21 protein-coding genes are annotated in these 22565 nt (G+C 68.4%); 8 read left to right on the top strand and 13 right to left on the bottom strand.

Annotated elements, in window-relative coordinates:
- Positions 1-187: 187 nt before the first annotated feature.
- The 9 genes from AC6CHX_RS12455 to AC6CHX_RS12415 form a co-directional block, all read right to left on the bottom strand.
- Positions 188-997, bottom strand: coding sequence for a response regulator transcription factor (locus AC6CHX_RS12455; RefSeq protein ID WP_498273077.1), 810 nt, complete (start codon positions 995-997; stop codon positions 188-190).
- A complete protein-coding gene (gene tsaE / locus AC6CHX_RS12450) occupies positions 994-1491 on the bottom strand; it encodes a tRNA (adenosine(37)-N6)-threonylcarbamoyltransferase complex ATPase subunit type 1 TsaE (protein WP_498273076.1) in 498 nt (165 codons plus the stop codon). The genes AC6CHX_RS12455 and tsaE overlap by 4 nt, the downstream gene beginning before the upstream one ends.
- Positions 1488-2594 (bottom strand): alanine racemase, encoded by a 1107-nt coding sequence (alr, locus tag AC6CHX_RS12445; protein ID WP_498273075.1) that lies wholly within the window; start codon positions 2592-2594, stop codon positions 1488-1490. Before alr ends, tsaE begins: the two co-directional genes overlap by 4 nt.
- Entirely contained in the window at positions 2591-2950 is a 360-nt protein-coding gene (locus AC6CHX_RS12440) for a holo-ACP synthase (protein WP_091035074.1), read from the bottom strand. The genes alr and AC6CHX_RS12440 overlap by 4 nt, the downstream gene beginning before the upstream one ends.
- A 120-nt stretch (positions 2951-3070) precedes the next feature.
- Positions 3071-4918: a glutamine--fructose-6-phosphate transaminase (isomerizing) gene (gene glmS / locus AC6CHX_RS12435; protein ID WP_498273074.1), complete on the bottom strand. Its 1848-nt coding sequence runs from the start codon at positions 4916-4918 to the stop codon at positions 3071-3073.
- 63 nt (positions 4919-4981) lie between these two features.
- Positions 4982-5935: a type I pantothenate kinase gene (gene coaA, locus AC6CHX_RS12430; RefSeq protein ID WP_136042821.1), complete on the bottom strand. Its 954-nt coding sequence runs from the start codon at positions 5933-5935 to the stop codon at positions 4982-4984.
- Positions 5936-6020: 85 nt separating this feature from the next.
- The gene (locus tag AC6CHX_RS12425; RefSeq protein ID WP_498273073.1) at positions 6021-8123 is read right to left on the bottom strand and encodes a fibronectin type III domain-containing protein; all 2103 of its coding nucleotides are present in this window, start codon (positions 8121-8123) and stop codon (positions 6021-6023) included.
- A gap of 37 nt (positions 8124-8160) precedes the next feature.
- Positions 8161-9042: a fibronectin type III domain-containing protein gene (locus AC6CHX_RS12420; RefSeq protein WP_498273072.1), complete on the bottom strand. Its 882-nt coding sequence runs from the start codon at positions 9040-9042 to the stop codon at positions 8161-8163.
- Entirely contained in the window at positions 9039-10526 is a 1488-nt protein-coding gene (locus AC6CHX_RS12415; protein WP_498273071.1) for a dicarboxylate/amino acid:cation symporter, read from the bottom strand. The genes AC6CHX_RS12420 and AC6CHX_RS12415 overlap by 4 nt, the downstream gene beginning before the upstream one ends.
- 147 nt (positions 10527-10673) lie before the next feature.
- Here AC6CHX_RS12415 and AC6CHX_RS12410 point away from each other — a divergent pair, with 147 nt between their 5' ends.
- The 4 genes from AC6CHX_RS12410 (at position 10674) to AC6CHX_RS12395 (ending at position 14446) form a co-directional block, all read left to right on the top strand.
- Positions 10674-11618, top strand: coding sequence for a Ppx/GppA phosphatase family protein (locus AC6CHX_RS12410; protein WP_498273070.1), 945 nt, complete (start codon positions 10674-10676; stop codon positions 11616-11618).
- A gap of 35 nt (positions 11619-11653) precedes the next feature.
- Positions 11654-12124 (top strand): VanZ family protein, encoded by a 471-nt coding sequence (locus tag AC6CHX_RS12405; RefSeq protein WP_498273069.1) that lies wholly within the window; start codon positions 11654-11656, stop codon positions 12122-12124.
- Complete coding sequence (locus tag AC6CHX_RS12400; RefSeq protein WP_498273068.1) at positions 12121-12894, top strand: arsenate reductase/protein-tyrosine-phosphatase family protein; 774 nt, start codon at positions 12121-12123, stop codon at positions 12892-12894. The genes AC6CHX_RS12405 and AC6CHX_RS12400 overlap by 4 nt, the downstream gene beginning before the upstream one ends.
- Positions 12895-12988: 94 nt before the next feature.
- Positions 12989-14446: a tyrosine-protein kinase domain-containing protein gene (locus tag AC6CHX_RS12395; protein WP_498273067.1), complete on the top strand. Its 1458-nt coding sequence runs from the start codon at positions 12989-12991 to the stop codon at positions 14444-14446.
- Positions 14447-14453: 7 nt separating this feature from the next.
- On the opposite strand, the gene AC6CHX_RS12390 is transcribed toward AC6CHX_RS12395, so the two are convergent.
- Positions 14454-15551 carry a PqqD family protein gene (locus AC6CHX_RS12390; RefSeq protein ID WP_498273066.1) on the bottom strand — a complete coding sequence of 366 codons (1098 nt, stop codon included), beginning with the start codon at positions 15549-15551 and terminating at the stop codon, positions 14454-14456.
- Between the two features lie 363 nt (positions 15552-15914).
- Here AC6CHX_RS12390 and AC6CHX_RS12385 point away from each other — a divergent pair, with 363 nt between their 5' ends.
- The 3 genes from AC6CHX_RS12385 (at position 15915) to AC6CHX_RS12375 (ending at position 17852) form a co-directional block, all read left to right on the top strand.
- The gene (locus AC6CHX_RS12385) at positions 15915-16811 is read left to right on the top strand and encodes a helix-turn-helix domain-containing protein (protein ID WP_498273065.1); all 897 of its coding nucleotides are present in this window, start codon (positions 15915-15917) and stop codon (positions 16809-16811) included.
- Between the two features lie 195 nt (positions 16812-17006).
- The gene (locus AC6CHX_RS12380; protein WP_498273064.1) at positions 17007-17555 is read left to right on the top strand and encodes a hypothetical protein; all 549 of its coding nucleotides are present in this window, start codon (positions 17007-17009) and stop codon (positions 17553-17555) included.
- A 69-nt stretch (positions 17556-17624) separates the two neighbouring features.
- Positions 17625-17852, top strand: coding sequence for a hypothetical protein (locus AC6CHX_RS12375; protein ID WP_498273063.1), 228 nt, complete (start codon positions 17625-17627; stop codon positions 17850-17852).
- A gap of 212 nt (positions 17853-18064) precedes the next feature.
- On the opposite strand, the gene AC6CHX_RS12370 is transcribed toward AC6CHX_RS12375, so the two are convergent.
- Together AC6CHX_RS12370 and AC6CHX_RS12365 are read right to left on the bottom strand one after the other, a co-directional pair.
- Positions 18065-19540: a hypothetical protein gene (locus AC6CHX_RS12370; protein ID WP_498273062.1), complete on the bottom strand. Its 1476-nt coding sequence runs from the start codon at positions 19538-19540 to the stop codon at positions 18065-18067.
- Positions 19541-19592: 52 nt separating this feature from the next.
- A complete protein-coding gene (locus AC6CHX_RS12365) occupies positions 19593-20702 on the bottom strand; it encodes an acyltransferase family protein (protein WP_498273061.1) in 1110 nt (369 codons plus the stop codon).
- A 48-nt stretch (positions 20703-20750) separates the two neighbouring features.
- Between AC6CHX_RS12365 and lepB the strand changes: the two genes are divergently transcribed.
- On the top strand, positions 20751-21428 hold the full coding sequence (gene lepB / locus AC6CHX_RS12360) for a signal peptidase I (RefSeq protein ID WP_498273060.1): 678 nt from the start codon (positions 20751-20753) through the stop codon (positions 21426-21428).
- An 18-nt stretch (positions 21429-21446) separates the two neighbouring features.
- Here the strand turns inward: lepB and wecB are convergent, their stop codons facing one another.
- Entirely contained in the window at positions 21447-22517 is a 1071-nt protein-coding gene (gene wecB / locus AC6CHX_RS12355; RefSeq protein WP_498273059.1) for a non-hydrolyzing UDP-N-acetylglucosamine 2-epimerase, read from the bottom strand.
- Between the last annotated feature and the right edge of the window lie 48 nt (positions 22518-22565).

Genomic DNA, 22565 nt, shown 5'->3' with positions numbered 1-22565 from the left:
AGAACCTCAGCTTTATCGCAAGATTACTCAAAGAACGGACAAGCCCGCTCTTCAGGCGGCTCCGCACCCCTAGATTCATACGTGGGGGCCGACGCTGCGACTGGGGAATAGCGCAGAAGCTGGGGCCACGCGAATGGGGATTCGCAGGCATCGGGGCCGCGGTTGGGGAACCGCGGCTCCGCCCCGGTCAGCCCGATCTGTCGTCGGCAGAGGCGAGTCGGTAGCCGACTCCGCGCACGGTCTCGATGTAGCGCGGTCTCGACGAGCTGTCGCCGAGTTTGCGCCGCAGATTCGCGATGTGCGTCTCGATCGCTCGTTTGTCGGGTTCGCTCACGTAGTCGTTCGCGCCGTCGGGTGCCCCCCGCAGTCCGCGCGCGAGATCCGCCTTGCTGAGCACTCGGAGCCGGGCATCGAGGATCGCCGCGAGCAGGTCGAACTCGGTCGGCGTGAGGTCGATCCGCGTCTGCCCGACCAGCACGAGATGCGTGTCCAGGTCGAGGCTGAGGTCGCGGTGCACCAGACCTCGCCAGGTCAGCACCGTGGTGCCTTCCGCCGCCGTCTCCTGCGCGACGGTCGGGGTCGGGGCCGGCGAGGTGTCCGGGTGGATCTCGGCGATGTGGGGGCGCCGGAGAAGCGCCTGGATGCGCGCGCGCAGCTCCCGCGGCCGGAACGGCTTGACGAGGTACTCGTCCGCTCCGGAGGTGAGCCCCAGGACCACGTCCGACTCGTCGGAGAGCGCCGAGAGCATGATGATGAAGGTGTCGCTCACCCGGCGGATGCGTCGGGCGACCTCGAACCCGTCGATGCCGGGGAGATTGATGTCGAGCGTGGTGATCACGGGGCGGTGCTGCTCGATCGCTGCGATGCCCTCCGGGCCGGACCCGGCGAGGTGGGTCTCGAACCCGGCGGCGAGGAACACCTCGTCGAGGAGGGAGCGGACCCCGGGGTCGTCTTCGATGATGACCGCGACGAGCGGGGTTCGCGCAGCCGCCGTCACGTGATCTCCTCGCGCACGATGGTCACGATCCGCGGGGCGTCGGCGTCGAGCTCCGCGGGATCGAGTGCGGCGGGATCGAGGTCGGAGGTGCCGACCGGCCGCTCCAGCTCGATGTCCCACCATGAATCGGCGAGCTCTTCCGCCATGCCGCGTCCCCACTCGATCACGACCACAGAGTGCTCCAGGTCCAGGTCGAGGTCGTCGAGCTCGGCTGCCGACCCGAGGCGGTAGGCGTCGACGTGCACGAGCGGGGCCCGGCCGATGAGGGACGGATGGGTGCGTGCGATCACGAAAGTCGGGCTCTGCACGGGACCGCGCACCCCGAGCCCTTCAGCGAGACCGCGGGTGAAGGTGGTCTTCCCGGCGCCGAGAGGGCCGGTGAGGATCAGGAGGTCACCCGCCCCCAGCTGCTCGCCGATGCGGAAGCCCAGCTGTTCCATCGCCTCGGTCGTCGCGATCTCCCGTCGGCCGAGGAAGGCCGGATCGAGGCTCATGATGCCCGCCGTGGAACTCGGGCGCCGATGCGCGTGACGATCTCGTAGTTGATGGTGTCGGCCGCCGCAGCCCAATCGGCGGCGGAGGGCACACCGAGGGTGGGGTCGCCGAAGAGCACGACCTCGTCGCCGATCGAGACCGGGGTGTCGCCGACGTCGACGACGAACTGATCCATCGCGATCCGCCCGACGTTCACGAAACGGCGTCCGCCGATCGAGACGGGGAGCTTCCCCGATGCGCTCCGCGGCACGCCGTCGGCGTATCCGAGCGGCACGAGCACCAGTGTCGTGTCGCGGTCGGTGCGGTGGTCGTAGCCGTAGGAGACGCCCGTACCCGCCGGCACGCGGCGCACAGCGGCGATCGCTCCGCGGAGCGTCATGGCTGGTCGCAGTCCGAGCTCGGCGGAGCTGCGGTCGTCGAACGGAGACAGGCCGTACAGGCCCACCCCGATGCGCACGGCGTCGAGTCGCATCTCGGGCAGGTCGATGGCCGCGGCGGTGGCGGCGATGTGGCGGATCTCCGGATGGATGCCGAACGATGCGGCCGCCGCGACGCCCTCCTCGAACTTCGCGAGCGCCGCCCTGTCGTCGTCCGCGGAAGTGTTCGAGAGGTGGCTGAACAGGCCGACGACGCGCAGCCGTCCGATGCGTTCGAGTCGCGCGGCTTCGGCGAGCACGCGCCCCCAGTCGGCCGGGGCGATGCCGTTGCGCGAGAGTCCGGTCTCGAACTTGAGGTGCACACCCACCGGTCGGTCGACCGAGGCGGCCGCCGCGGCAGCTTCGAGCTGGTCGAAGGAGGAGATGCCGATCTCGATGTCCTGTGCGGCCGCGTGCTCGAACCTCTCCCCCGGTGCGTGCAGCCACGCCATGAGGGGCGCGTGCACACCCTGCCTGCGCAGTTCGAGCGCTTCGGGGATCTCGGCGACGCCGAGGCGCGTGGCACCGGCGGAGAGTGCGGCGACCGCGGTGGCGGCCGCACCGTGCCCGTAGGCATTGGCTTTGATGACGGCGATGACCTCGACGCCGGTGAGTCGGCGGAAGTGCCGCACGTTGTCGGCGATGGCATCGAGGTCGATGGTCGCCTCGCGGAAGGGGACGGTCACAGCGGGGCTCCTTCGGCGACGACGAACGCCGCGGCGAGACCGGCGTCGTGGGTGAGGGTCAGATGCAGCGTGCGGATGCCCCGCTCCTCGACGACCGCGGCGGTCGAACCGGTGAGGACGAAGTGCGGGCGCCCCGACGGCTCGGAGGCGATCTCGATCTCGGTCCAGTGCACGCCGTCGGAACCGCCCAGCGCCTTGATGAGCGCCTCTTTGGCGGCATATCTCGCCGCGAGCGAGGGAAGGCGCAGCGTGCGCTCGGAGGGGGCGAAGAGCCGCTCCCGCAGGCGCGGCGTGCGGGCCATCGTCCGCTCGAATCGCGGGATGTCCACGAGGTCGATGCCGGTGCCGATGATCACTCGTTCAGCCTACTGTCCTCTCCGAGCCACCCCCTTGAATGCGAACCACCCCCTTGCGTGCGCACGCAAGGGGGTGGTTCGCACACGAAGGGGTGGTTCGCCCCTCCGCCGGAGACGGGCTTACTCGACCGTGACCGACTTCGCGAGGTTGCGGGGCTGGTCGACGTCGAGTCCCTTGGCGGTGGCGAGCGCCATCGCGAAGATCTGCAGCGGGACGACGGCGAGCAGCGGCTCGAACATCGCGCCGGCCAGCGGGATGTGGATGACCTCGTCGGCGAACGGCAGCACGGCGGCGTCGCCCTCTTCGGCGATCACGATCACGCGGGCGCCGCGGGCGCGGATCTCCTGGATGTTCGAGACGACCTTGGAGTGCACGAGCGCGGAGTGACGCGGCGACGGCACCAGCACGAACACCGGCTGCCCCGGCTCGATGAGCGCGATCGGTCCGTGCTTAAGCTCGCCCGCGGCGAAGCCCTCGGCGTGGATGTACGAGATCTCCTTGAGCTTGAGCGCACCCTCGAGCGCGATCGGGTAGCCCACGTGGCGACCGAGGAACAGCACCGAACGGGTGTCGGCCATCCAGCCGGCCAGCTGGGTGACGTGCTCCTGCTCGCTCTCGAGGACCTTCGCGATCTTCTCCGGGAGAGCTGCGAGCTCGGCCACGTCGGTCGATGCGTCGGCGATCGCCCCGCGCACACGGCCCATGTGCAGGCCGAGCAGCAGCAGCGCGGTGATCTGCGCCGAGAACGCCTTGGTCGAGGCGACGGCGACCTCGGGTCCGGCGTGGGTGTAGACGACGGCATCCGACTCGCGCGGGATCGTGGCGCCCTGCGTGTTGCAGACCGACAGCGTGCGTGCGCCGCGCTCGCGGGCGTACTTCACGGCCATCAGCGTGTCCATGGTCTCGCCGGACTGGCTGATCGAGACGACGAGCGTGTCGGCCCCGATCACCGGGTCACGGTAGCGGAACTCGTGCGCGAGCTCGACGTCGACCGCGACGCGCGCCCACTGCTCGATCGCGTACTTGCCGACGAGCGCCGCATAGGACGCGGTGCCGCAGGCGGTGATGATGACGCGGTTGATGCCGACGAACAGCTCGTCGAGGCCGTCGAGCTCGGGGATGACGACCTGGCCGTCCTGGATGCGTCCGCGGATCGTGTTCGCGACGGCCTCGGGCTGCTCGGAGACCTCCTTGGCCATGAAGCTCGACCATCCGCCCTTCTCGGCGGCGGCGGCGTCCCACGACACATCGAACGGCTCCGCCTCGACGGGCGTGCCGGCGAAGTCGGTGACCGTGACGGCCTCCGGCGTGATCGAGACGATCTGGTCCTGTCCGATCGACAGCGCCTTGCGGGTGTATTCGATGAACGCGGCGACATCGGAGCCGAGGAAGTTCTCGCCCTCGCCGAGCCCGATCACGAGCGGGGAGTTGCGGCGGGCGCCGACCACGAGACCGGGGTGGTCCTGGTGCATCGCGAGCAGGGTGAAGGCGCCCTCGAGGCGGTTGACGACACTGCGGAAGGCCAGCTGCAGGTCGCCGCCGTTGCCGGCGTACTCGCGCCCGAGCAGCGCGGCCGCGACCTCGGTGTCGGTCTCGCTGCGGAACACCACGCCGTCGGCGAGCAGATCTTCGCGCAGGGCCGAGAAGTTCTCGATGATGCCGTTGTGGATGACCGCGAGCTTGTCGTCGTCGGCCAGGTGCGGGTGCGCGTTGACGTCGGTCGGGCCGCCGTGCGTCGCCCAGCGGGTGTGACCGATGCCGGTCGACCCGTCGGGCAGCGGCGCGTCGGCGAGCGAGTCGCGCAGCATGGCGAGCTTGCCCGCCTTCTTGCGCATGCCGAGTGAGCCGTCCCCGTCGATCACGGCGACGCCCGCGGAGTCATAGCCGCGGTACTCGAGGCGGGCAAGACCGGCGAGAAGGATGTCCTGGCTGGGGCGCGGGCCCACGTATCCGACGATTCCACACATGGGATCAAGAGTAAGGCGGGTTTTTTGCGAGTCGTCCGTACATTCTCTCGCCCCCGACGGCGCTCAGAGTTTGCGCAGCAGAACGCTCTCCACGTCGTGATCCGCGCCCTTGCGCAGCACCAGTCGTGCACGGTGCCGTGTCGGCATCACGTTCTCGACGAGGTTGGGCATGTTGATCTCATTCCAATATCCGAGCGCCGTCGTGATCGCCTCCTCGTCCGTGAGGTGCGCGAACACGTTGAAGTACGAGGACGGATTGGCGAACGCGGCCTGACGCAGGGCGAGGAAGCGGTCGACGTACCACTTCTCGATGTGCGAGGTCTCGGCGTCGACGAAGATCGAGAAGTCGAACAGGTCGCTCACGGCGACATCGTTCGGGGCCGGCGGCGGCTGGAGGACGTTGAGTCCCTCGACGATGACGACGTCGGGACGACGGACCACGACGTTGGCGTCGGGCACGATGTCGTAGCGCATGTGCGAATAGAACGGGGCCCGCACCTCGGTCGCACCGCTCTTCACGTTCGTCAGGAACTCGATCAGCGCGCGACGGTCGTACGACTCCGGGAAGCCCTTGCGGTCCATGATCCCGCGACGCTCGAGCTCGGCGTTCGGGTAGAGGAAGCCGTCGGTGGTCACCAACTCGACGCGCGGCGTGCCGGGCCAACGGCTCATGAGCTCGCGCAGCAGGCGCGCGATGGTCGACTTGCCGACCGCGACCGATCCGGCGACGCCGACGACGAACGGGGTGGTGGTGTCATCCTCCTGGAGGAACGACGAGGTCGCCGCCCCCAGACGCTTGGTCGCTGTCGCATAGAGGCTGAGCAGACGGCTCAGCGGCAGGTACACCTCGCGCACCTCGGTGAGGGAGAGCCGGTCGCCGATGCCGCGCAGCTCCACGACCTCGGTCTCGGTGAGCGGTTGCTCCAGTCCGGCGGCGAGCCGGGCCCATTCCGCGCGGCCGATCTCCCGATAGGGCGACAGCGGCAGCGTGGGGTCGACGGTGGTCACGGAGTACATCGTATCCGCGTGCTCGCGCCCGGGATGCGCCGGACGCCCCTTCCCCCGCGGGAGGGAAGGGGCGTCCGGGTGCGACGTGCGTGCGTCAGGATGCCGACGCCGCCCGACGGCGGGCCACCAGCAGTCCGCCGGCACCGAGCAGCACCAGAGCGGTCACGCCGCCCGCGATCAGCAGCCCGGCATCGGCTCCCGTGTTCGCCAGACCCGATGCGGCCAGCGTCACGGAGGTGCGAGCCACCTCGACGCCGTCGACGAACACGACGACCGCGTGGCCACCGGCCGGGACGGATGCCGGGATCGTGGCGTTCAGCGTGAACGTACCGTCGGCCGCGGCGGTCGTGCTGCCGAGCACGGTGGGCACGGAGTGCAACTCGATGCGCACGGCGTCGGATTCGGGGTCGATACCTTCTCCCTCGACGCGGATCTCGCCACCGGGACGCAGGTCGCCGGTCACGGTGACCGAGGCCTCCCCCGCCTCGGGGAGCTCGCCCTCCTCGCCGCCGCCCGGCTCGCCTTCGCCGGGCTGGTCGCCACCGACGACGACGGAAGCGGTGTCGGAAGCCGGCGAGCTGCCGACCGAGTTCAGCGCCGTCACGGATGCCGTGTGGGTGCCGACCGCGACCCCGGTGAAGGTGTGGCTGGTGACCCCGGCCGCGATGGCGACGGTGGTCGAGCCGAGCGTGACGGAGTACCCGGTGAGCGGCGATCCGCCGTCGGATGCCGGTGCGGCCCAGCTGACCGTGACGGCATCGCCCACGGCGGTCACCGTCGGAGCCGAGGGCGCGGCGGGGGCGGTCGCCACCGGTTCGACGCCGAGCCCGAAGAACTCGTCGAGTTTCGCGAGCGCCTCGTCGGCGAATGCGAGGCTCGTGGCGCGGCCGGCCGCGTACTGCTCATCCGTCTGGTTCGGCCGCTTCGCGGGGCCCTGCAGGTCGGAGATCCACCACCACTCGGTCATGTACTCGCGGAAGCCGGCCTGGCCGTTGTCCTGGATCCAGTTCTTCGTGACGGGGGCCGCCGTGGCGGAGCCGTCGTAGTCGAACAGGTACGGGACCTGCAGCTTGCGGGCGGCCACCTTCGCGGCGGAGGTGTCGCCGCCGGGGTGGTATTCGACGCGCTGACCGGCACTGCCGTCGAGCACGTACTGCGTCTTGAGGTTCGGGAGGTGCTTCTGCACGAGGTCGCCGTAGAGGTGGGCGATCGACGAGTTGGTGTCGCGGATGTGCGCGTTCGCCCCGCTCCAGCCGTCCAGGCGCAGGTCGAACACGTACACGGTCTTCACGCCGGACTCCGCGGCCTTGTGGTTCACGTCGCGGATCACGGCGCGGGTGTTGTGGCACCAGGTGCCGCCGAACAGGATCGTGTGCTCCCCGTCCGACTCGAGCAGGTCGACGAGCTCGGGGTACGTGATCGACTGGAGCACGAAGTCTTCGGCGTCCGCGTCCGTGAAGATGGTCTCGCCGTATGCGGCGAGGTTGCTGCTGTACGCCGCACGGTGGCGGGAGTTGACCGCGGTCGAGAAGAACTCGTACTGCGACTGCGTGTCCAGCTTCGCCTGGCCGTTCACCGCGACCGCGTCGAACACCGACGCCACCTTCTGCCGATATCCGTCCGTCGCCGCCGAGGTGGCGTCCTCGGTGCCGCCGAGCGAGGCCACGATGCGGTCCTCGACACCCGCCAACTGACGGTCGCCGTCGTAGACGAAGAGGTAGGGGTCGGTCCCCGCGCCGAACTCCGGAGTCGCGTCCTTGTTCAGGTAGCCGTCGACGAGGCGCGTGTAGAGCGCGCCGGCGGCCTCGCCGGCCACTCCCGTCACGAAGGTGCGGATGTCGACGGACTCGCCGTCCAGGAGCGGGTCGAACGTGTAGATCGCATCCACGCCGTACTGCTGAGCGACCTGGTCGATCTGCGACGCGGTGGCGAGTGTGGTCGGATCGCTCGGGCCGCCGAGCAGGAACGCGTACGTGCCGTCGCTGTTCAGGAGGCTTTCGAACCGCTCGAACGTCACGGACTCGAACACCGAGTCGGCGCGGAGGCCGGGGATGGTGTCGGCGAAGTAGTCGAGCGCCGGGGCCGGGGCGGGGGCGGCTGCTGCCGGGAGGGCGGTGAGCCCCACGGCTCCGCCCGCGACGAGAACCGCGATGACGGACCCGGCGGCGAGGCGTCTGCCTCGTGCTGCTGTGGACATGTTGAGGTTTCCTGTTCTCGGTTCGTGTGTGTTCGGGTCAGAGGATGGGGGTGCCGTCGTCGGATGCCGCGGCCGGGACGGACGCACCGGTCGTCGCGCGACGACGCAGCCACCACCAGGTGAGCAGCCCACCGGCGAGGACGACGATGCCGCCGAGCGTCAGCGGCGCCGCCAGCGGGATCCCGGCTTGCACGGGCGCATCGGCGGCGGCGGGCTTCGCGGTCTCCGCCGTCTCCGGCTCCTCGGCGGCGATCTCGACGCCCTCGATCGACTCGGAGGCGGGCGAATCGCCCACGGCGTTCGTCGCGATCAGCGTGAGGTCGTACGTGCCCTCGCCGAGCTCGATCTCGTACTCGGTGGCATCTGCCGGAAGGGCGATCGGCGTGCCCTCGTTCAGGATCAGCTTGTAGCCGGTGAGCGCGGAGCCGCCGTCGGTCGGAGCCGTCCAGGCGAGGGCGAGCGTCGCTCCGTCGACCTCGTGGGAGAGGCCGGTCGGCGCCGTCGGAACGGTAGCCGCGACCGCCGCCTTCTCCGTGCTCGTGTTCGTCGTCGTGGAGGTGGAAGTGGAGTTCGACGTGCCGGCCGCGGGCTTGTCGTTGCCCGTCGCGGGCGGCTGCGCGGGCTTGGGCGCGGGAGCAGGGGCGGGTGCCGGCTTCGGCGCGGGAGCCGGAGCGGGAGCAGGCGCGGGCTTGGGCGCGCCTCCGCCACCGCCGGAGACCGCCGCCGGGGGCGCCTCCACCGTCGAGTCGTAGGGGTAGCCGCCGAGGCCCTCGCAGGCTCCCAGGTCGAAGTTGATCGAGCACAGGTCGCAGACGTCGCCCGCGGCGTGAGCGGCGGTCGGGATCGCGATCGGGGCGAGCAGGAACGCGGCGGAGACCGCGAGGGCGGACAGCAGCCGGGAACGGCGGACGGATTTCATCGGGAGACTCTCTCGTGGATCGGACGGGCGGCGGGCAGCTCGCACTGCCCGATGGGGAGGTCGGCGGGGATGCCGAGGTCGGAGACGACGGGTATGGGACCGGTCTGGGCACGGCGGCGCTCGCGTCGGGAGACCGGCTCGGCCGGGCTCTCGACGGGCGCACGCTCGCCCCGGAAGACGGCGTCGTCAAGCTTCCCGAGGCGGCGGGCGACGATCGTCGCCGCCGTCGCCGCAGCGGTGACGTTGGCCATGGTCGACGCGGTGCCGGCGACGGCGCTGATGGGGATGAGCACGACCAGCACCTCGACGGGCAGTCCGGACGCGCTGAGCACCGCGGTCGCGGTGATGATGGCGGTGCCGGGAACGCCTGCGGTGCCGAGCGAGACGAGCAGGCACAGGCCGGCGAGCGCCACGTAGTCCAATGCCGAGTACTGGATGCCGAGGACGTTGATCGAGAAGACGGCGACGATGATCGGCCAGATGCCGGCGCATCCCGGCATCCCGATGGTCGTGCCGATCGGCGCGGTGAACGCGGCCACATCCTCGGGAACGCCCACCTTGCGGGTGAGGGTGGGGATGGTCAGCGGAAGCGTCCCCACACTCGACTGGGTCGTGAACGCCGTGTACTGGGCGGGGGTCAGCAGACGGAACCACCGGATCGGATTCACGTCGGCGAACACCCGGAGCAGGACGCCGTTCACGACGTAGGCGTCGATGAACGCGATCCCGAGCGCCAGCACGAGTACCAGGAGCAGGGCGAGCACGGTCTCGATGCGCGTGACGGCGGTCGCGGTCGTTGTGGCCACGAGGGCGAGGACCGCATACGGGGTGAGCTCGATGATGAAGCCCACCGCGGTCATGATGACCTTCTTGGTCCCATCGATCACGCTCTTGAACGAGCGCAGGTTCGGGTCGTCCCCCCGGTTGGCCACCAGGTAGGCGACGGCGAAGAGCAGAGCGAACAGGATGATGCCGGTGATGTTGTTGCTGACGAAGTCCCCGGCGACGTTCGAGGGGAACAGGCCGAGCAGCACCTCGTCGAGCGGCTTGATCAGCCCGGTCAGCGTGTCGCCGCTGCCCTCCTGGAGATCGAGCTGCACACCCTGGCCGAGTCCGACGCTCAGCGCGATGGCGAGGGTGAGGACGATGGCGATCGCGTTGGTGAGGAGCAGCCAGAAGGCGCTCGACAACCCGATCGTGCGCAGCTTCACGGCCGATCCCAGCGAGGTGACGCTGGAGAGGATCGAGATGAAGATCAGCGGAGCCACGATCGCCGTGATCACCTGCACGTAGAGGTCGCCCAGCACCGCGACGTACTCGAGGCCGTCGCGGAACGCGATCCCGATGCCGATGCCGACACCGAGGGCGATCAGGACGAGCGAGGTGAATCCCGCACCGCGGCGACGCAGCAGGACGATGCCGACGAACGCGACGACGGTGACGGCGAGCGCTGCGATGGGCAGGAGGACGGTGCTGTCGGGCATGGCGCGAGATTATCGATCTGCTGTGAGTCGCATTTCGGGCAGGTCGATCTGTTGCCATGTGTGACGAACCGTGTCGGCGCCCTGTTCCCGAGGCTGGCCATACGATACGAGCGCGATGGCGGCTCCGGGCGCGAGTAGTCTCTTTCCGTGCGCCTGGGAGTCCTCGACATCGGATCCAACACCGTCCACATGCTGGCGGCCGACGTCCGCCCCGGTGGACGTCCGCTCGCGACGACGAGCGACAGGACGGTGCTGCGCCTCATGCGCTACCTCACGCCCGACGGCGCGATCTCAGAGGAGGGTGTGGTCGCACTCGAGGCCGCCGTGGCCCAGGCGCGCCGCGTCGCCGAGACCGAACGGGTGGATGCGCTGCTCGCGACGGCCACGAGCGCGGTGCGCGACGCGCGCAACGGAGCCGAGGTGATCGCCCGCATCGAGGCGGCTCTCGGGCAGCCGCTGCAGGTGCTCGACGGCGAGACCGAGGCGGAGCTGACGTTCCTCGCCGTACGCCGCTGGGTCGGCTGGTCGGCGGGGCAGCTGCTGCTCCTCGACATCGGCGGAGGATCGCTGGAGATCGCCGCGGGCGCCGAGGAGATGCCCGATGCCGCGGCATCCGTCCCCCTCGGCGCCGGACGCATGACCGTGCAGTTCCTGCCGAACGACCCACCAGGCGAGGCTGATGTCGAGAAGTTGCGCATCCACGCGGCCGAGACGCTCGCCGCGGTCCTGCCGCAGTTCGCCGCGCTCCCCCGGCCAGACCATGTCGTCGGCTCGTCGAAGGCCATCCGCTCCCTGGCGCGGCTGGTCGGCTACCCGGCGCCCGGGTGGTCGGGGACGGAACGGATGCTGCTGCCCCGGGCATCGCTCGGCTCGTGGATCCCGCGGCTGGCGCGGCTGCCCGCGTCGGCTCGGCAGGAGCTTCCCGGCATCACCCCGGATCGCACGTTCCAGATCGTGGCGGCGGCGGTGTCGCTGCATGCCGTGATGACGGCGCTGAAGGTGGAGGAGCTCGAGGTGTCACCGTGGGCGCTGCGCGAGGGTGTGCTGCTGCGCTACATCGAGCAGTTGAGCTGGAGCGACGACCGAAGCTGAGAGCCGCACCGGGGTGCCGCGGCTACCATGACGGCATGCCCTCCGCCACCGCTGCTCCCGTCCGCGCCGGGGCTGCGACGGCCCGGATCGCACTCGTCGGCTACCTGCTCTTCATCGGCTTCACGGTGTGGCTGCCGGCGAACGTCTCGGCGAAGGTCACGGGTCTGGTGGGACTGATGGCGCGGTGGGTGTCGGAAGCCGGCATCGCTCCCTACTATCAGAGCGCCGTGGTTTTCGAGTTCCTCGCGAACGTCGCGCTCTTCGTCCCGGTGGGGTTCCTGCTGCCGTTCGCCTGGTCGCGCCTGCGGCTGTGGCAGGTGGTGCTCATCGGCGCGCTGATGAGCGGTCTGATCGAGTCGGTCCAGGGGCTCATGCCCTCGCGATTCCCCACGATCTCCGATGTGATCGCGAACAGTCTCGGAACGCTCGTGGGCGGCGTGATCGCGGCCCTGATCGTCCTGATCCTGCCGTCCCGGCCCGCGAGGAGCCCTAGGCTGGTGGCGTGAACCCCCCGCACGACGACGGACCTCCGGCAGGTATGAGCCGCCGGGAATGGCGCGAGCGACAGAACTCCGCCGCCGCCACGGACGGGCCGTCCGCACCCGTCGTTCCCGCGTCGACCCCCGCAGAGGATGCCGCACCCCTCGCCGCGATCCTGGGCGCACCGGAGTCGGACGCTCCGACGTCGCAGCTCACCATCCTCACCGTGTGCACCGGCAACATCTGCCGGTCGCCGCTGGCCGAGGTCATGCTGCGGGCCGACCTCGAACCCCTCGGAGTGCGCGTGCACAGCGCGGGCACTCACGCTCTCGTGGGTCACGGCATGCCCGAGCAGGCTCTCGAGCTGGCCGCGCAGGCCGGCGTCGATCCCGCGACGGCATCCGCCCATCTGGCCCGATACCTGGTCGAGCCTCTCCTCGAGGACGCCGACCTCGTGCTCACCATGGCGCGCGAGCATCGGTCGCACGTGGTCAAGATGATGCCGAATCGGCTTCGTCGCACGTTCACGGTCCGCGAGTTCGCCCGCCTCGCGTCGACGTTGAGCACTGACGACGCCCGTGCTGCGGCCGATGCAGCCGGCTCGTCCCCTCACGATCGATTCGCCGCTGTGCTGCGCGCGGTCAACGATCAGCGCGGGGTCACGCCCTCCTCGGGCGAGGACGATGACGTGATCGACCCGTACCGTCGGTCCCGCGAGACGTACGCCCGGTCGGCAGCGGAGCTGACTCCCGCACTGGTCGAGGTCGAACGCATCGTGCGTGCTGCTCTGAAGTGAGCCGTGTGCGCCTCCGACGGAGAGGTGTTCGCCGTATGCTCATTCTCATGTCTGCATCCCGACCTCCCCGCGGGATGTGCGAGGGGATGAAGAGTTGGAACTGAGAGACTACGCGCGCATTCTGCGTGCGCATTGGATCGTCATCGTCGCCGCAACGCTCGTCGGCGCGGCGCTGGCGTTCGGCTGGAGCTCCCTGCAGCCGCGGGTGTACTCGGCCGATACGACCGGCATCGTGACGGCCGTGGGCGGCGACGGCACGAGCGGTTCTGCGCTCGTCGGCAACCAGCTCGCCCAGAGCCGGGTGAAGTCGTACCTCAACCTCGGCTCCTGGCGTGCGGTCGCCGAGCATGCGATCGACGAACTCGACCTCGATGCCTCGCCCGACGTGCTGGTGAACCGGGTCACGGTGACGAACCCGATCGACACCACTGCCTTGAAGGTCACGGCCACCGGGCCCACGCCGGAGTCGGCACAGGCGCTCGCGCAGGCCTGGCTCGACGGCATGGCGATCGAGATCGAGAAGCTCGAGGGCGGCACGGCCGAGACGCCTGCGGCCATCTCCCTCATCGTGGGCGACTCCGCGCGTCTTCCCGGCAGCCCGTCGTCTCCGAACACCCGGCTGAACGTGATCATCGGCGCTCTCGCCGGGCTCGCCCTCGGCCTCGTCTACGCGTTCGTGCGGCACACCGTCGACCGTCGCGTGCGTCATCCTCGCGACATCGAGCGCGAGACGGGCGTCTCGGTCATCGGCACCCTGCCGCTCGAGAAGTCCATCGCCGACGAGCGACAGGTGATCGACTTCTCGCTCGAGTCGCAGCACGGGGTGTCGCACCACCTCATCGAGTCGATGCGCGAGCTGCGCACGAACCTGCAGTTCATCGACGTCGACAACCCGCCGCGCGTGATCGTGGTCACCAGTTCCGTGCCCGGAGACGGCAAGTCGACCGTCTCGGTCAACCTCGCCTCCAGCCTCGCCGCCGCCGGCCAGTGGGCCATCCTCATCGACTGCGACCTTCGTCGTCCGGTGATCGCAGACATCTTCGGGATGTCCCACGACGTCGGTCTCACCGACGTGCTCGCGGGTCGTGCCGAGCTGCAGGACGTGGCGCATCGGCCGTCCCGCGACATCCCGCTGGCCGTGGTCGGCGCGGGGCGCATCCCGCCGAACCCCAGCGAGCTGCTCGGGTCGCAGCGCATGCGCGATTTCCTGGCGGAGATCAGCAAGTCGGCGATCGTCATCCTGGACTCGCCGCCGGTGCTGCCGGTGACCGACGCCGCGGTGCTGGCCGCCGGAGCGGACGGCGTGCTGATCGTCGTCTCCTCGGGGAAGACCACCTTCGACATGCTGCAGCGTGCGATCGACAACATCACCCGCACGACGGGCCGGGTGCTCGGCGTGGTGCTGAACCGCGTGCCCCGCAAGGGTGCGGAGTCGGCGTACTACGGACGCGAGTACTACGGAGCCTACGAGCGCTACGCGAAGGACGACGACGCGAGCACGGAGTCCGAGGCCGAACCCGGCGTGCGCCGTCGCGGCACCGCTCAGGTCTGAGGCCTGCTCAGGTCTGAGGCGGCAGCAGGAGCCCATCGTCGGCGAGCACCTGCACGGCCGTCTGCACGATCGATGCGGGGTCTCCGTCCGCGGGTTCTCCGTGCGCGGCGACCACCGCGTCGACGATCTGAGCGAGCGTGGTTCCGCCGGCGGTCGCGGTCCAGATCGTCGGACCGATGCCGTCGAGGACGTGCACCCGTCCCCCGGTCGGTGTCCGACGCAGCACGACGACGCGCTGATCGAGCACCAGCTCGTCGACCGTCTCCGCGCGGCGGTAGGCCTCGGGCGCTGACGTATCGGCCGCTGACGTATCGGCCGCGGGCACGACTCCGATCGCGATCGGTGGCACCGGAGCAGGCTCGACGTCGAGCAGCTCGTCGATGAACCCGTCGATGCCCGTCACCTCCCGGTAGCGCAGGCGCACGGCGCCGCCGGTGGCCGCGAGCAGTGCGGCGATCCGCTGCAGGGGCGTAGGCCCGTCGGAGAGATAGCTCGTCTGCGGGCCCAGCAGCGCCAGGGCGTCGGCGATGTCCAGCGGTTCGACCTCGGGCTCTTCCGGGCCCTCCGGTGACCGATCGATCACGACGATCTTCGCGACGCGGAGTTCGTCGGGGAGCGGGTGCGATCCGCCGATGCTCGAAAGCGCGAGCTGAGTCTTGGGAACGGTGGCCCGTTCGATGATCGACAGCGGCTTGCGGTACGGCACGACGCGTCCGGTGTCGTCGATGCCGATGGTCTCGTCGCTCACGTAGGCGTATCGCTGGGAGAGGTGCCGCGCCGCCGTCGTCTTGCCCGTGCCGGATGCGGCGCTGAGCACCACGACACGACCGTCGTCGGTGGCGAGTCCGGCGGCGTGCAGCATCCAGACCGGGTCGTGTCGACGGTGCGCCAGGGCTTTGACCGTGACGTCGGTCGAGAGGGCGGACAGCGCGGCGGCATCCTCCGTGTCGGCGGGAACGACGGCGACCGCATCGGCGACGCGATCACCGTCGTGGAGTGCGTCGGCCCAGGCCGCGAGGGCGCGAGCTCGGAAGTCCTCATCGCGCTGAGACGCGTCGATCTCGATGACGGCGCCGACCGCGTTGACGAGGAAGCGATCGGACATGGCAGCAAGCCTATCCACGTTCGTCCGCCCGCCGAGCCGCGACAGCGAATGCACAATGCGCGCAGGAACAACGCACATTGCGCGCTTTTCATCCATTCGCCGGACATTCTCGGGCAGGCGTTCTACGGTGGCTCGCAGTGAGGCTCCTGGGGGATGCAGATGAGTTTCGTGTCGTCTCACTGCACGAAGTCGAGATCTGTGTTGACAGGAGGTCCAGGATGCTTGAATCTATATTCAATACACCGCTGTATCGAGGCATCGGGACGGTGAACCGGGGACGCGACGCGTCGATCGGAACGTCATGACCGTCCCAGCCACAGAGGCGCCGCTGCTGCACTCCAGCACCCTGAGGGGGAACGTCTCGTGAGTCACACATACGCTCAGGTCATCGACGACAAAGAGCTCGCGAAGCATGGCATCCGACGCATCGGAGACCGGCCGGGGCTGCGTTCCCGAGAGCGGGCGTCGGGCGGCGTGCGCCTGCTCACCACGAGCGGAGGGACCTCCGAGCTCCACGTCGACACGACCAGCAGCTACCCCGATCACTCGGTCTTCGCGTTCGTCGAGGCGCAGGCCCTCTGGTCGCGTGTCGAGGGCGAGCCCTGGGTCGAGACCGAGGGAGGCCTCGTCGTCGCCGCACACGGCATCACGCGCCGGCTGCGGTGGGCAGGGCAATGGCGTTTCGTCGCCGCGCTCGTGCCCCGCTCTGCCATCGCCTCGTTCGTGCCGTCACTGCCTCCCGACGCGAGCGTGTTCCCAGACCGCCGGCTTCTGGACACCTCGATGCAGCAGTTCGTCGGGTGCCTGCTGGACACCGACGACAAGGCGTCGGCGATCGAGCAGTACGCGATCGAACAGCTGGTGATGGAGATGTGCGGTGCGGTGCTGCTCGACCGGATCGGCGGCGTCAGCGCCCAGGGCTCACCGCATGCGGTGCTGCGCGAGCGCGCCATCGCCGTGATCTCGCAGCAGTGCGGTGATCCCTCTTTGAATCCGTCCCGCGTCGCGCACGAGGTGCAGTCGTCGCTGCGGCAGCTGCAGCTCGTCTTCTCCGAATCCGGCAACAGCGTCGCGGCGGAGATCCGTCGACAGCGCGCTCGGCTGGCGCACTCTCTGCTCGTCGACAGCCGGTATGACGTGCTGAGCATCGATCAGATCGCGCAGCGCGCCGGATTCCACTCTCCGATGAGCATGCGCAGAGCACTCGACGAGGCCTACCAGGCCACTCCGCGCACGCTGCGCTCCTCGCGCCGGGCCTAGTCGCTCGCACGCAGAACGCACACTGCGCGCAGGTTATGCGCACCCTGCGCGTAGTTCACCGGAACCTCCTTCCTGCCCCTTTCGCCCGCCCTACTTTGATGACCACGAAGAGGCTCCTGGGGGATGCAGACAACGTGTCGCCTCTTCACGACACCGCGGGAAACCGCATCTGCATCGAACAGGGAGGGCACTCACGTGACCGAAGAAATCCAGAAGAACAAGGGCGTCTCGCGCCGCACGCTCGTCAAGGGCGCGGCATGGTCGGTCCCCGTCATCGCGGCAGCCGTCGCCACGCCGCTCGCGGCCGCATCGGTCTTGAGCGACGATCTCGTGCCGGCTCTCAGCGGCCCGATCACCCTCAACCTCGGCCTGCCGCCGCTGACGCTGGCGACGATCAACACGGTGAACACGCTCACGATCTCGAACAACGGCACCGCTGCCTCGCCTGCCGGCGCCACTGCCGTCGTGCAGTACAACCCGGGCCTGCTGAGCCTCAACATCGCCACCGTAGCCGGTGTGTCGGTCGGCGGAGCCGACGGCAACTACACGCTGACACTGCCGTCGATTCCCGCCGGCGGCAGCCTCTCCATCGGCCTGGGCACGACGCTCGACTCGCTGCTCAACGTGGGTCTGCTCACCACACTCCTCGGCGGACCGCAGCAGGTCATGTCCGCGACCGTTACCGGCGACTCCGTCACCGGCAACAACTCGACCTCCGAGAACGTCGGTATCACGCTCCTCTGAGCGGATCCGAGAAAAGAGAGCGTCGGCCCCAGGGCCGGCGCTCTCTTTCGTCTGTGCTGCCGGGTTACCGTGCGCCCGCTTCCTGATCCGGCAGACTCAACACACGAGCGCATCCCGCGCTCCGCGCTCGACGTCGGCGGCTCGGTTGCGGCGGCGCTCAGTATCGGAACGGCCACCGCCGCGACCGCACTCATCGGCACCGACGCAACGCAGGCCGGGTTGCTTGCGGTCGGAAGCGACGAGGTACGAGTGTTGATCGACAGCGTCCTCGCGGCGGTCGAAATCTCCTCCGCCTGATGCGTGCCAGCTCTTTAAACCTCGGAACCGCCAGTTCTGAGTACGTTCGTAGAGGGGGCACGCACTCGGCGCGAAGCCCTCGCATTTCTATGCGTCCTTCTCGTGTGTATAGGCCGCCTAGCCGCGACGACGAGCACGGGCCCGGGTCGGCGACGTGCAAAGGCACCCTAGAGACCTCCATTGGTGCGCTAGCCACCAGGATCGCGACGCGACTAAGCCCCTGTGCGGGGCCCCTGTGCTGACGGATTGCTCGCTATAGCACGAGATACTTCGTCGGCGTTTGCATCCTGACCACCACGTGAGCCCCCGCCGGGTGCGAAATGGTCGGGCCGTGCACCCACCCGCGAACGCAGGTTCGGCCCCTCAGCCGTGGTCGGACCGCTTCCAGACCCGCCATCCGCGCGCGGCACCAGCGCCAGAAGCAGAACGGCCGCTACAAGGCCATGAGAAAGCATCGCGGTGTGAAGCGCCGTGTTCGCCATCGTTACGGACGGCATGACGACCACAGATGCCACCATCCAGACAGGAAGCCTTCCCGCCGCGCGGTCCAGTACGCGCAGGTAAATGCCGAGCAGGAGTCCCACTCCGAGCAGACCCACCCATCCGAACTCCGCGAATCCGGCGGCAAAGATGTTCGCGTTGAGCGAGGATTCGGAGGAGCCCGTGGCGTAGATCGCGATAGTTCGGGCCGGCCCGAACTCGTATTCCGTATCGATAAACGGTGCGAGGATCGAATTGGCCAGCATCGATAAGGGATTATGGCTGTACCACTCGAAGTAGAGTCCGGAGAGACGCGCCGGGGTGTACAGGAAGCGGCGTCCGAAGAGCGACGTGAGGGCTACGGAATCGGTTTGCCGATCGATGAACCAACAGATGAGCAGAAGCGCTGAAGCTCCCCAGAGGAGGGTGATCATCCTTGGTCGCTTTCGCCTGAACAGAAAGATCATGAGCGTGATGGCGACGAGCGAGAACAGCACGGATTTAAACCCGGTGGCCGTGTAGAGAACAAGCTGACCGAGAACGACGAACGGGACGAATCCCCACCGCCGTTGTTGGATGAGGCGGACAAGTATGAGCGGGTTGACGACGTTGGCCTGGTTGGAGACGAGGTATCCAAGGGCAGTCGATTCCGCGATCGCCTCCCGATAGTCGGCTCTTTGGTCGTAGATATCCGCGAGCTGCAGGTACGACAGGCTGATACCGGTCGTCGCCGCGACGTATAGGTACGTAAGTGCGGTGAAGCCGCCCACGACGATCCAGAAAGTGCTGGCGGTCATCCGGATCGGCAGCGGCTCAGCGTCCTTCTTCCGCGCAGAAACCACCAGCGCAAGGGTGAAGGATGCGCCAAGGCCGAAACCGAACTCAACGGCCTCCCATGGCGACATGGGGCCTAGATAAGGGAGCATCAACATCGCAGGACAGACGACCACCACGTACAGCACCCAAAGGATGACGGTGGATGGTCGGCGGGGGGCGCGCGGGAGGAACCAAGCGACGGCGGTCACCGCAAACCAGGAAATGAGCGTGATCTCGAAGGGCACCTCGGTGTAGCGGTATCCGGCGTACGAGAACTTCGGTTGGATGAGTGTGACGAAAACGTGGTGCAGAACGATCGCATAGGTCATCGTCGCTGCTGGGACGATGAGAAGGGTGCGCGCCAATCCCTTGACAACATCGTTCTCTATCACCTGATGAGCTTATCGTCACGGTCAGGTTCTCCACGCTCGTCGGCCCAGGTGCTCAGCTCGGTCGAGAACCAGCGCGCTCGACAATGAACTCCCGCTGCTCCCGGCGCTTCCGAGGACGGCCGGTGAGCCAGCCCATGACCCACTCCACTGGCCCTGTGCCGACGAAGCGCCACCAGAGCCATCCGACGAGGATCATCCCCGGGACGATCACGACCCACCCGAGCCAGAGGTTCTCCGTCGGGCGTCCGTGGGCGGTGTTCCATACAGCGATGAGTCCGACATGCAGGAGGTATAGGGACAACGCCACCTGCCCGCAGGCGATGAGGGGCACGAAGACGGGTCCCCAGAACCGCTTCGCGCCCGGCCTCTTGACTGTCGCGGCCAGCACGACGCACACGTACACGACGAAGACGAGTCCGAAGTCGCGAAGCGTGTCGACATAGTCCCCCGACTGAGCTCGAACGATGTCGAAGTACTCCAGGAGAGCTCGGGCGATGAAAGCGAGGGGCGCCGCCACCGCGACCACCCAGAGGAGGCGATCCCGGCGGAAACCGTGTCGGATGAGGACCGCGCCGAGGAGAAACATAGGAAGCAGGTTCACCACGCGGTACTGCGAACCCAGGAACGTCCACACCATGAGTTCACGCACGGGTGCCGGCGCGGTGTACACCCACGTCCATGTACGTGCTAGCCCTAGGAGCGGCTCACTGATGGCGAACAGCAGGATGATGACGCCGATGACTACCGGGGTACGCGCCAGCAGCAGAGGAGCACCGATGATGATCAGCACCCCGAGGTACGCGAGCACCACCGCCACCCAGGATCCCCAGCTGGCCATCCAGACACCGAGCACGACGAGGAAGAGTCCACGGAGGCACTGGTGGAGCAGCGTCGCGCCGATCCTTCCGCCCCGCCGCCAGACGAGCTCCGCCGACATGCCCATCACAAGCGCGAAGAGAGGCGACGCCACAGCGCTGAAGTTCGAATTCAGGAAGTGCACCGCGGAGGGGACGTTCGGGATGAAAGGTGCGGCGTGCGCGATGAGCATCGCAACGATCGCGAACCCTCGGAGAACGTCGGGCACGATGAAACGCCCACCCTGGGGAACGGCCGCGAGATCGCTTCTCGCATCTCGCGCGACGCGTGCGGAGTTCTGAGGCATGTCCTGACAGTATTGGGTCTACCGAGATCGCGCGACCCGGAGGCCGAGATGACGACATCTGAGTCCCGCCCTGCCCGCCGAAGGCGATCAAAACTATGGATCCACCTGGCACTCGCGCTGGGCCTCACGGCTGTCGTGATCGCTTTCTTGGGGCAGCCATCATCAGGCTCGATGTCCCCGACGCTCGAACCGGGTGATCGGCTCATCGTGAACCGCCTCGCCTACGTCACGTCCGACCCCGCCGAAGGTGACATCGTCGTGTTCCGTCCCGGCGATGCCTGGGGAGAGCGCCCGACGCCCTCGAACGGCCTCAGTGCCGCGGTTTCCTGGGTCGGGGAGGCGACGGGGATCCGGCCGTACGTGCTCGTGAAGCGCGTGGTCGGCGTGCCCGGCGACACGGTCGAATGCTGCAGCGCTGGGGGCGCAATACGCGTCAACGGCGCAGACCTGGACGAGCCCTACGTTCGCAAGGACCTCCCGTTCGTGGCGGGGGAACTCGATTGCGACTCGCAGCCGGCGTCATTGCGGTGTTTTCCCTCTGTCACCGTCCCCGCTGACTCCTACCTCGTGCTCGGCGACAACAGGACGAACTCCGCCGACTCGGCATACCTGTGTCGAGGTGGCGGTGCCACCGCAGACGACTGCTGGCGGTGGGCAGAGAGGGCTCTCGTCGTCGGCGAAGCAGGACCCATCTTGTGGCCGATCAGTCGCTGGGGTGGACCGTAGGAGCCAACGGCCCTGCGCTCAGCGGGCGGATCCGGCCGAGAGCACATCGACCACGCGCTCCGCGGCGTTGCCGTCACCATAAGGCGCCTCCAACGTCACCTCCGGCCTCGGCCGGCGCACGGCGTCGGCGATCTCCGCGGCGGTGTTGGCAAGCACGTTCCATCCGAGCTGCACAGTCTCGACCCACTCGGTCTCGGTGCGCACGGTCGTGCACGGGATCCGAAGCAGGAAGGCCTCCTTCTGCAGGCCACCGGAGTCGGTGACCACCCCTGCACTCGACATCACCGCATTTATGAGATCCGGGTAGGCGAGCGGCGCGTGAGTGAGCAGTGTCCCACGCTGAAGGTTGATCCCGTGCTCGGCTGCCTTCGCTATCACCCGGGGATGCGCAAGAAGCACAGCGGGGCGGTCTAGAGCAGACAGCGCTTCGACGACCGAGGCCAGACGCTGCGGATCGTCGGTGTTCTCCGCGCGATGAATCGTTGCGACATAGTAAGCACCCGGTTCAAGCCCCAGCTCCGCGACCAGACGGGACGGCGCGGCACCGACCTGGTCGCGCATCTCGAACAGAACATCGGTCATCACGTCACCGACCATCACGCTGCGGTCTTCGAGGCCCTCGTGCGCGAGGTGCCCCATAGCAACCTCGGTCGGTGCCAGGAGGACGTCTGCGGCATGATCGGTGAGCACCCGGTTGTGCTCCTCGGGCATACGTCGGTTGAAACTCCTCAAGCCCGCCTCGAGGTGTGCCACCGGGATGTGCATCTTCACCGCGCTGAGCGCGGCCGCGACCGTGGAGTTCGTGTCGCCGTAGACGAGCACCCAGTCGGGGCGATGCTCATCGAACACGGCGTCCAGGGAGGCGAGCATGCTGCCCGTCTGGACTCCATGAGAGCCGCTGCCCACGCCGAGATGCACATCGGGGTCCCCGATCCCGAGGTCCTCGAAGAACACATCCGAGAGCATCGGGTCGTAGTGCTGCCCCGTGTGAACGATGACGTGCTCCACCCCCGCGGCGTTCATCGCACGATGGATCGGAGCGAGTTTTACGAACTGAGGACGGGCGCCGACGACACTGATTACCTTCACGAAACAAGCCTAGGGCGTGACGACGCGTCGCTTATCCGTGCGCCTTGC

The sequence above is a fragment of the Microbacterium sp. GQ128 genome, assembly GCF_059758615.1.
Note: the sequence above shows the minus strand (reverse complement) of the source record. Positions and strands in the feature narration are given on the sequence as shown.

Bases quoted from the DNA above. Each gene is read 5' to 3' on its own strand.
- lepB (WP_498273060.1), top strand. From the start codon at position 20,751: ATGACGACATCTGAGTCCCGCCCTGCCCGCCGAAGGCGATCAAAACTA.
- glmS (WP_498273074.1), bottom strand. From the start codon at position 4,918: ATGTGTGGAATCGTCGGATACGTGGGCCCGCGCCCCAGCCAGGACATC.
- AC6CHX_RS12405 (WP_498273069.1), top strand. From the start codon at position 11,654: ATGCCCTCCGCCACCGCTGCTCCCGTCCGCGCCGGGGCTGCGACGGCC.
- AC6CHX_RS12390 (WP_498273066.1), bottom strand. From the start codon at position 15,551: ATGTCCGATCGCTTCCTCGTCAACGCGGTCGGCGCCGTCATCGAGATC.
- tsaE (WP_498273076.1), bottom strand. From the start codon at position 1,491: ATGAGCCTCGATCCGGCCTTCCTCGGCCGACGGGAGATCGCGACGACC.
- AC6CHX_RS12415 (WP_498273071.1), bottom strand. From the start codon at position 10,526: ATGCCCGACAGCACCGTCCTCCTGCCCATCGCAGCGCTCGCCGTCACC.
- AC6CHX_RS12365 (WP_498273061.1), bottom strand. From the start codon at position 20,702: ATGCCTCAGAACTCCGCACGCGTCGCGCGAGATGCGAGAAGCGATCTC.
- AC6CHX_RS12425 (WP_498273073.1), bottom strand. From the start codon at position 8,123: ATGTCCACAGCAGCACGAGGCAGACGCCTCGCCGCCGGGTCCGTCATC.
- coaA (WP_136042821.1), bottom strand. From the start codon at position 5,935: ATGTACTCCGTGACCACCGTCGACCCCACGCTGCCGCTGTCGCCCTAT.
- AC6CHX_RS12420 (WP_498273072.1), bottom strand. From the start codon at position 9,042: ATGAAATCCGTCCGCCGTTCCCGGCTGCTGTCCGCCCTCGCGGTCTCC.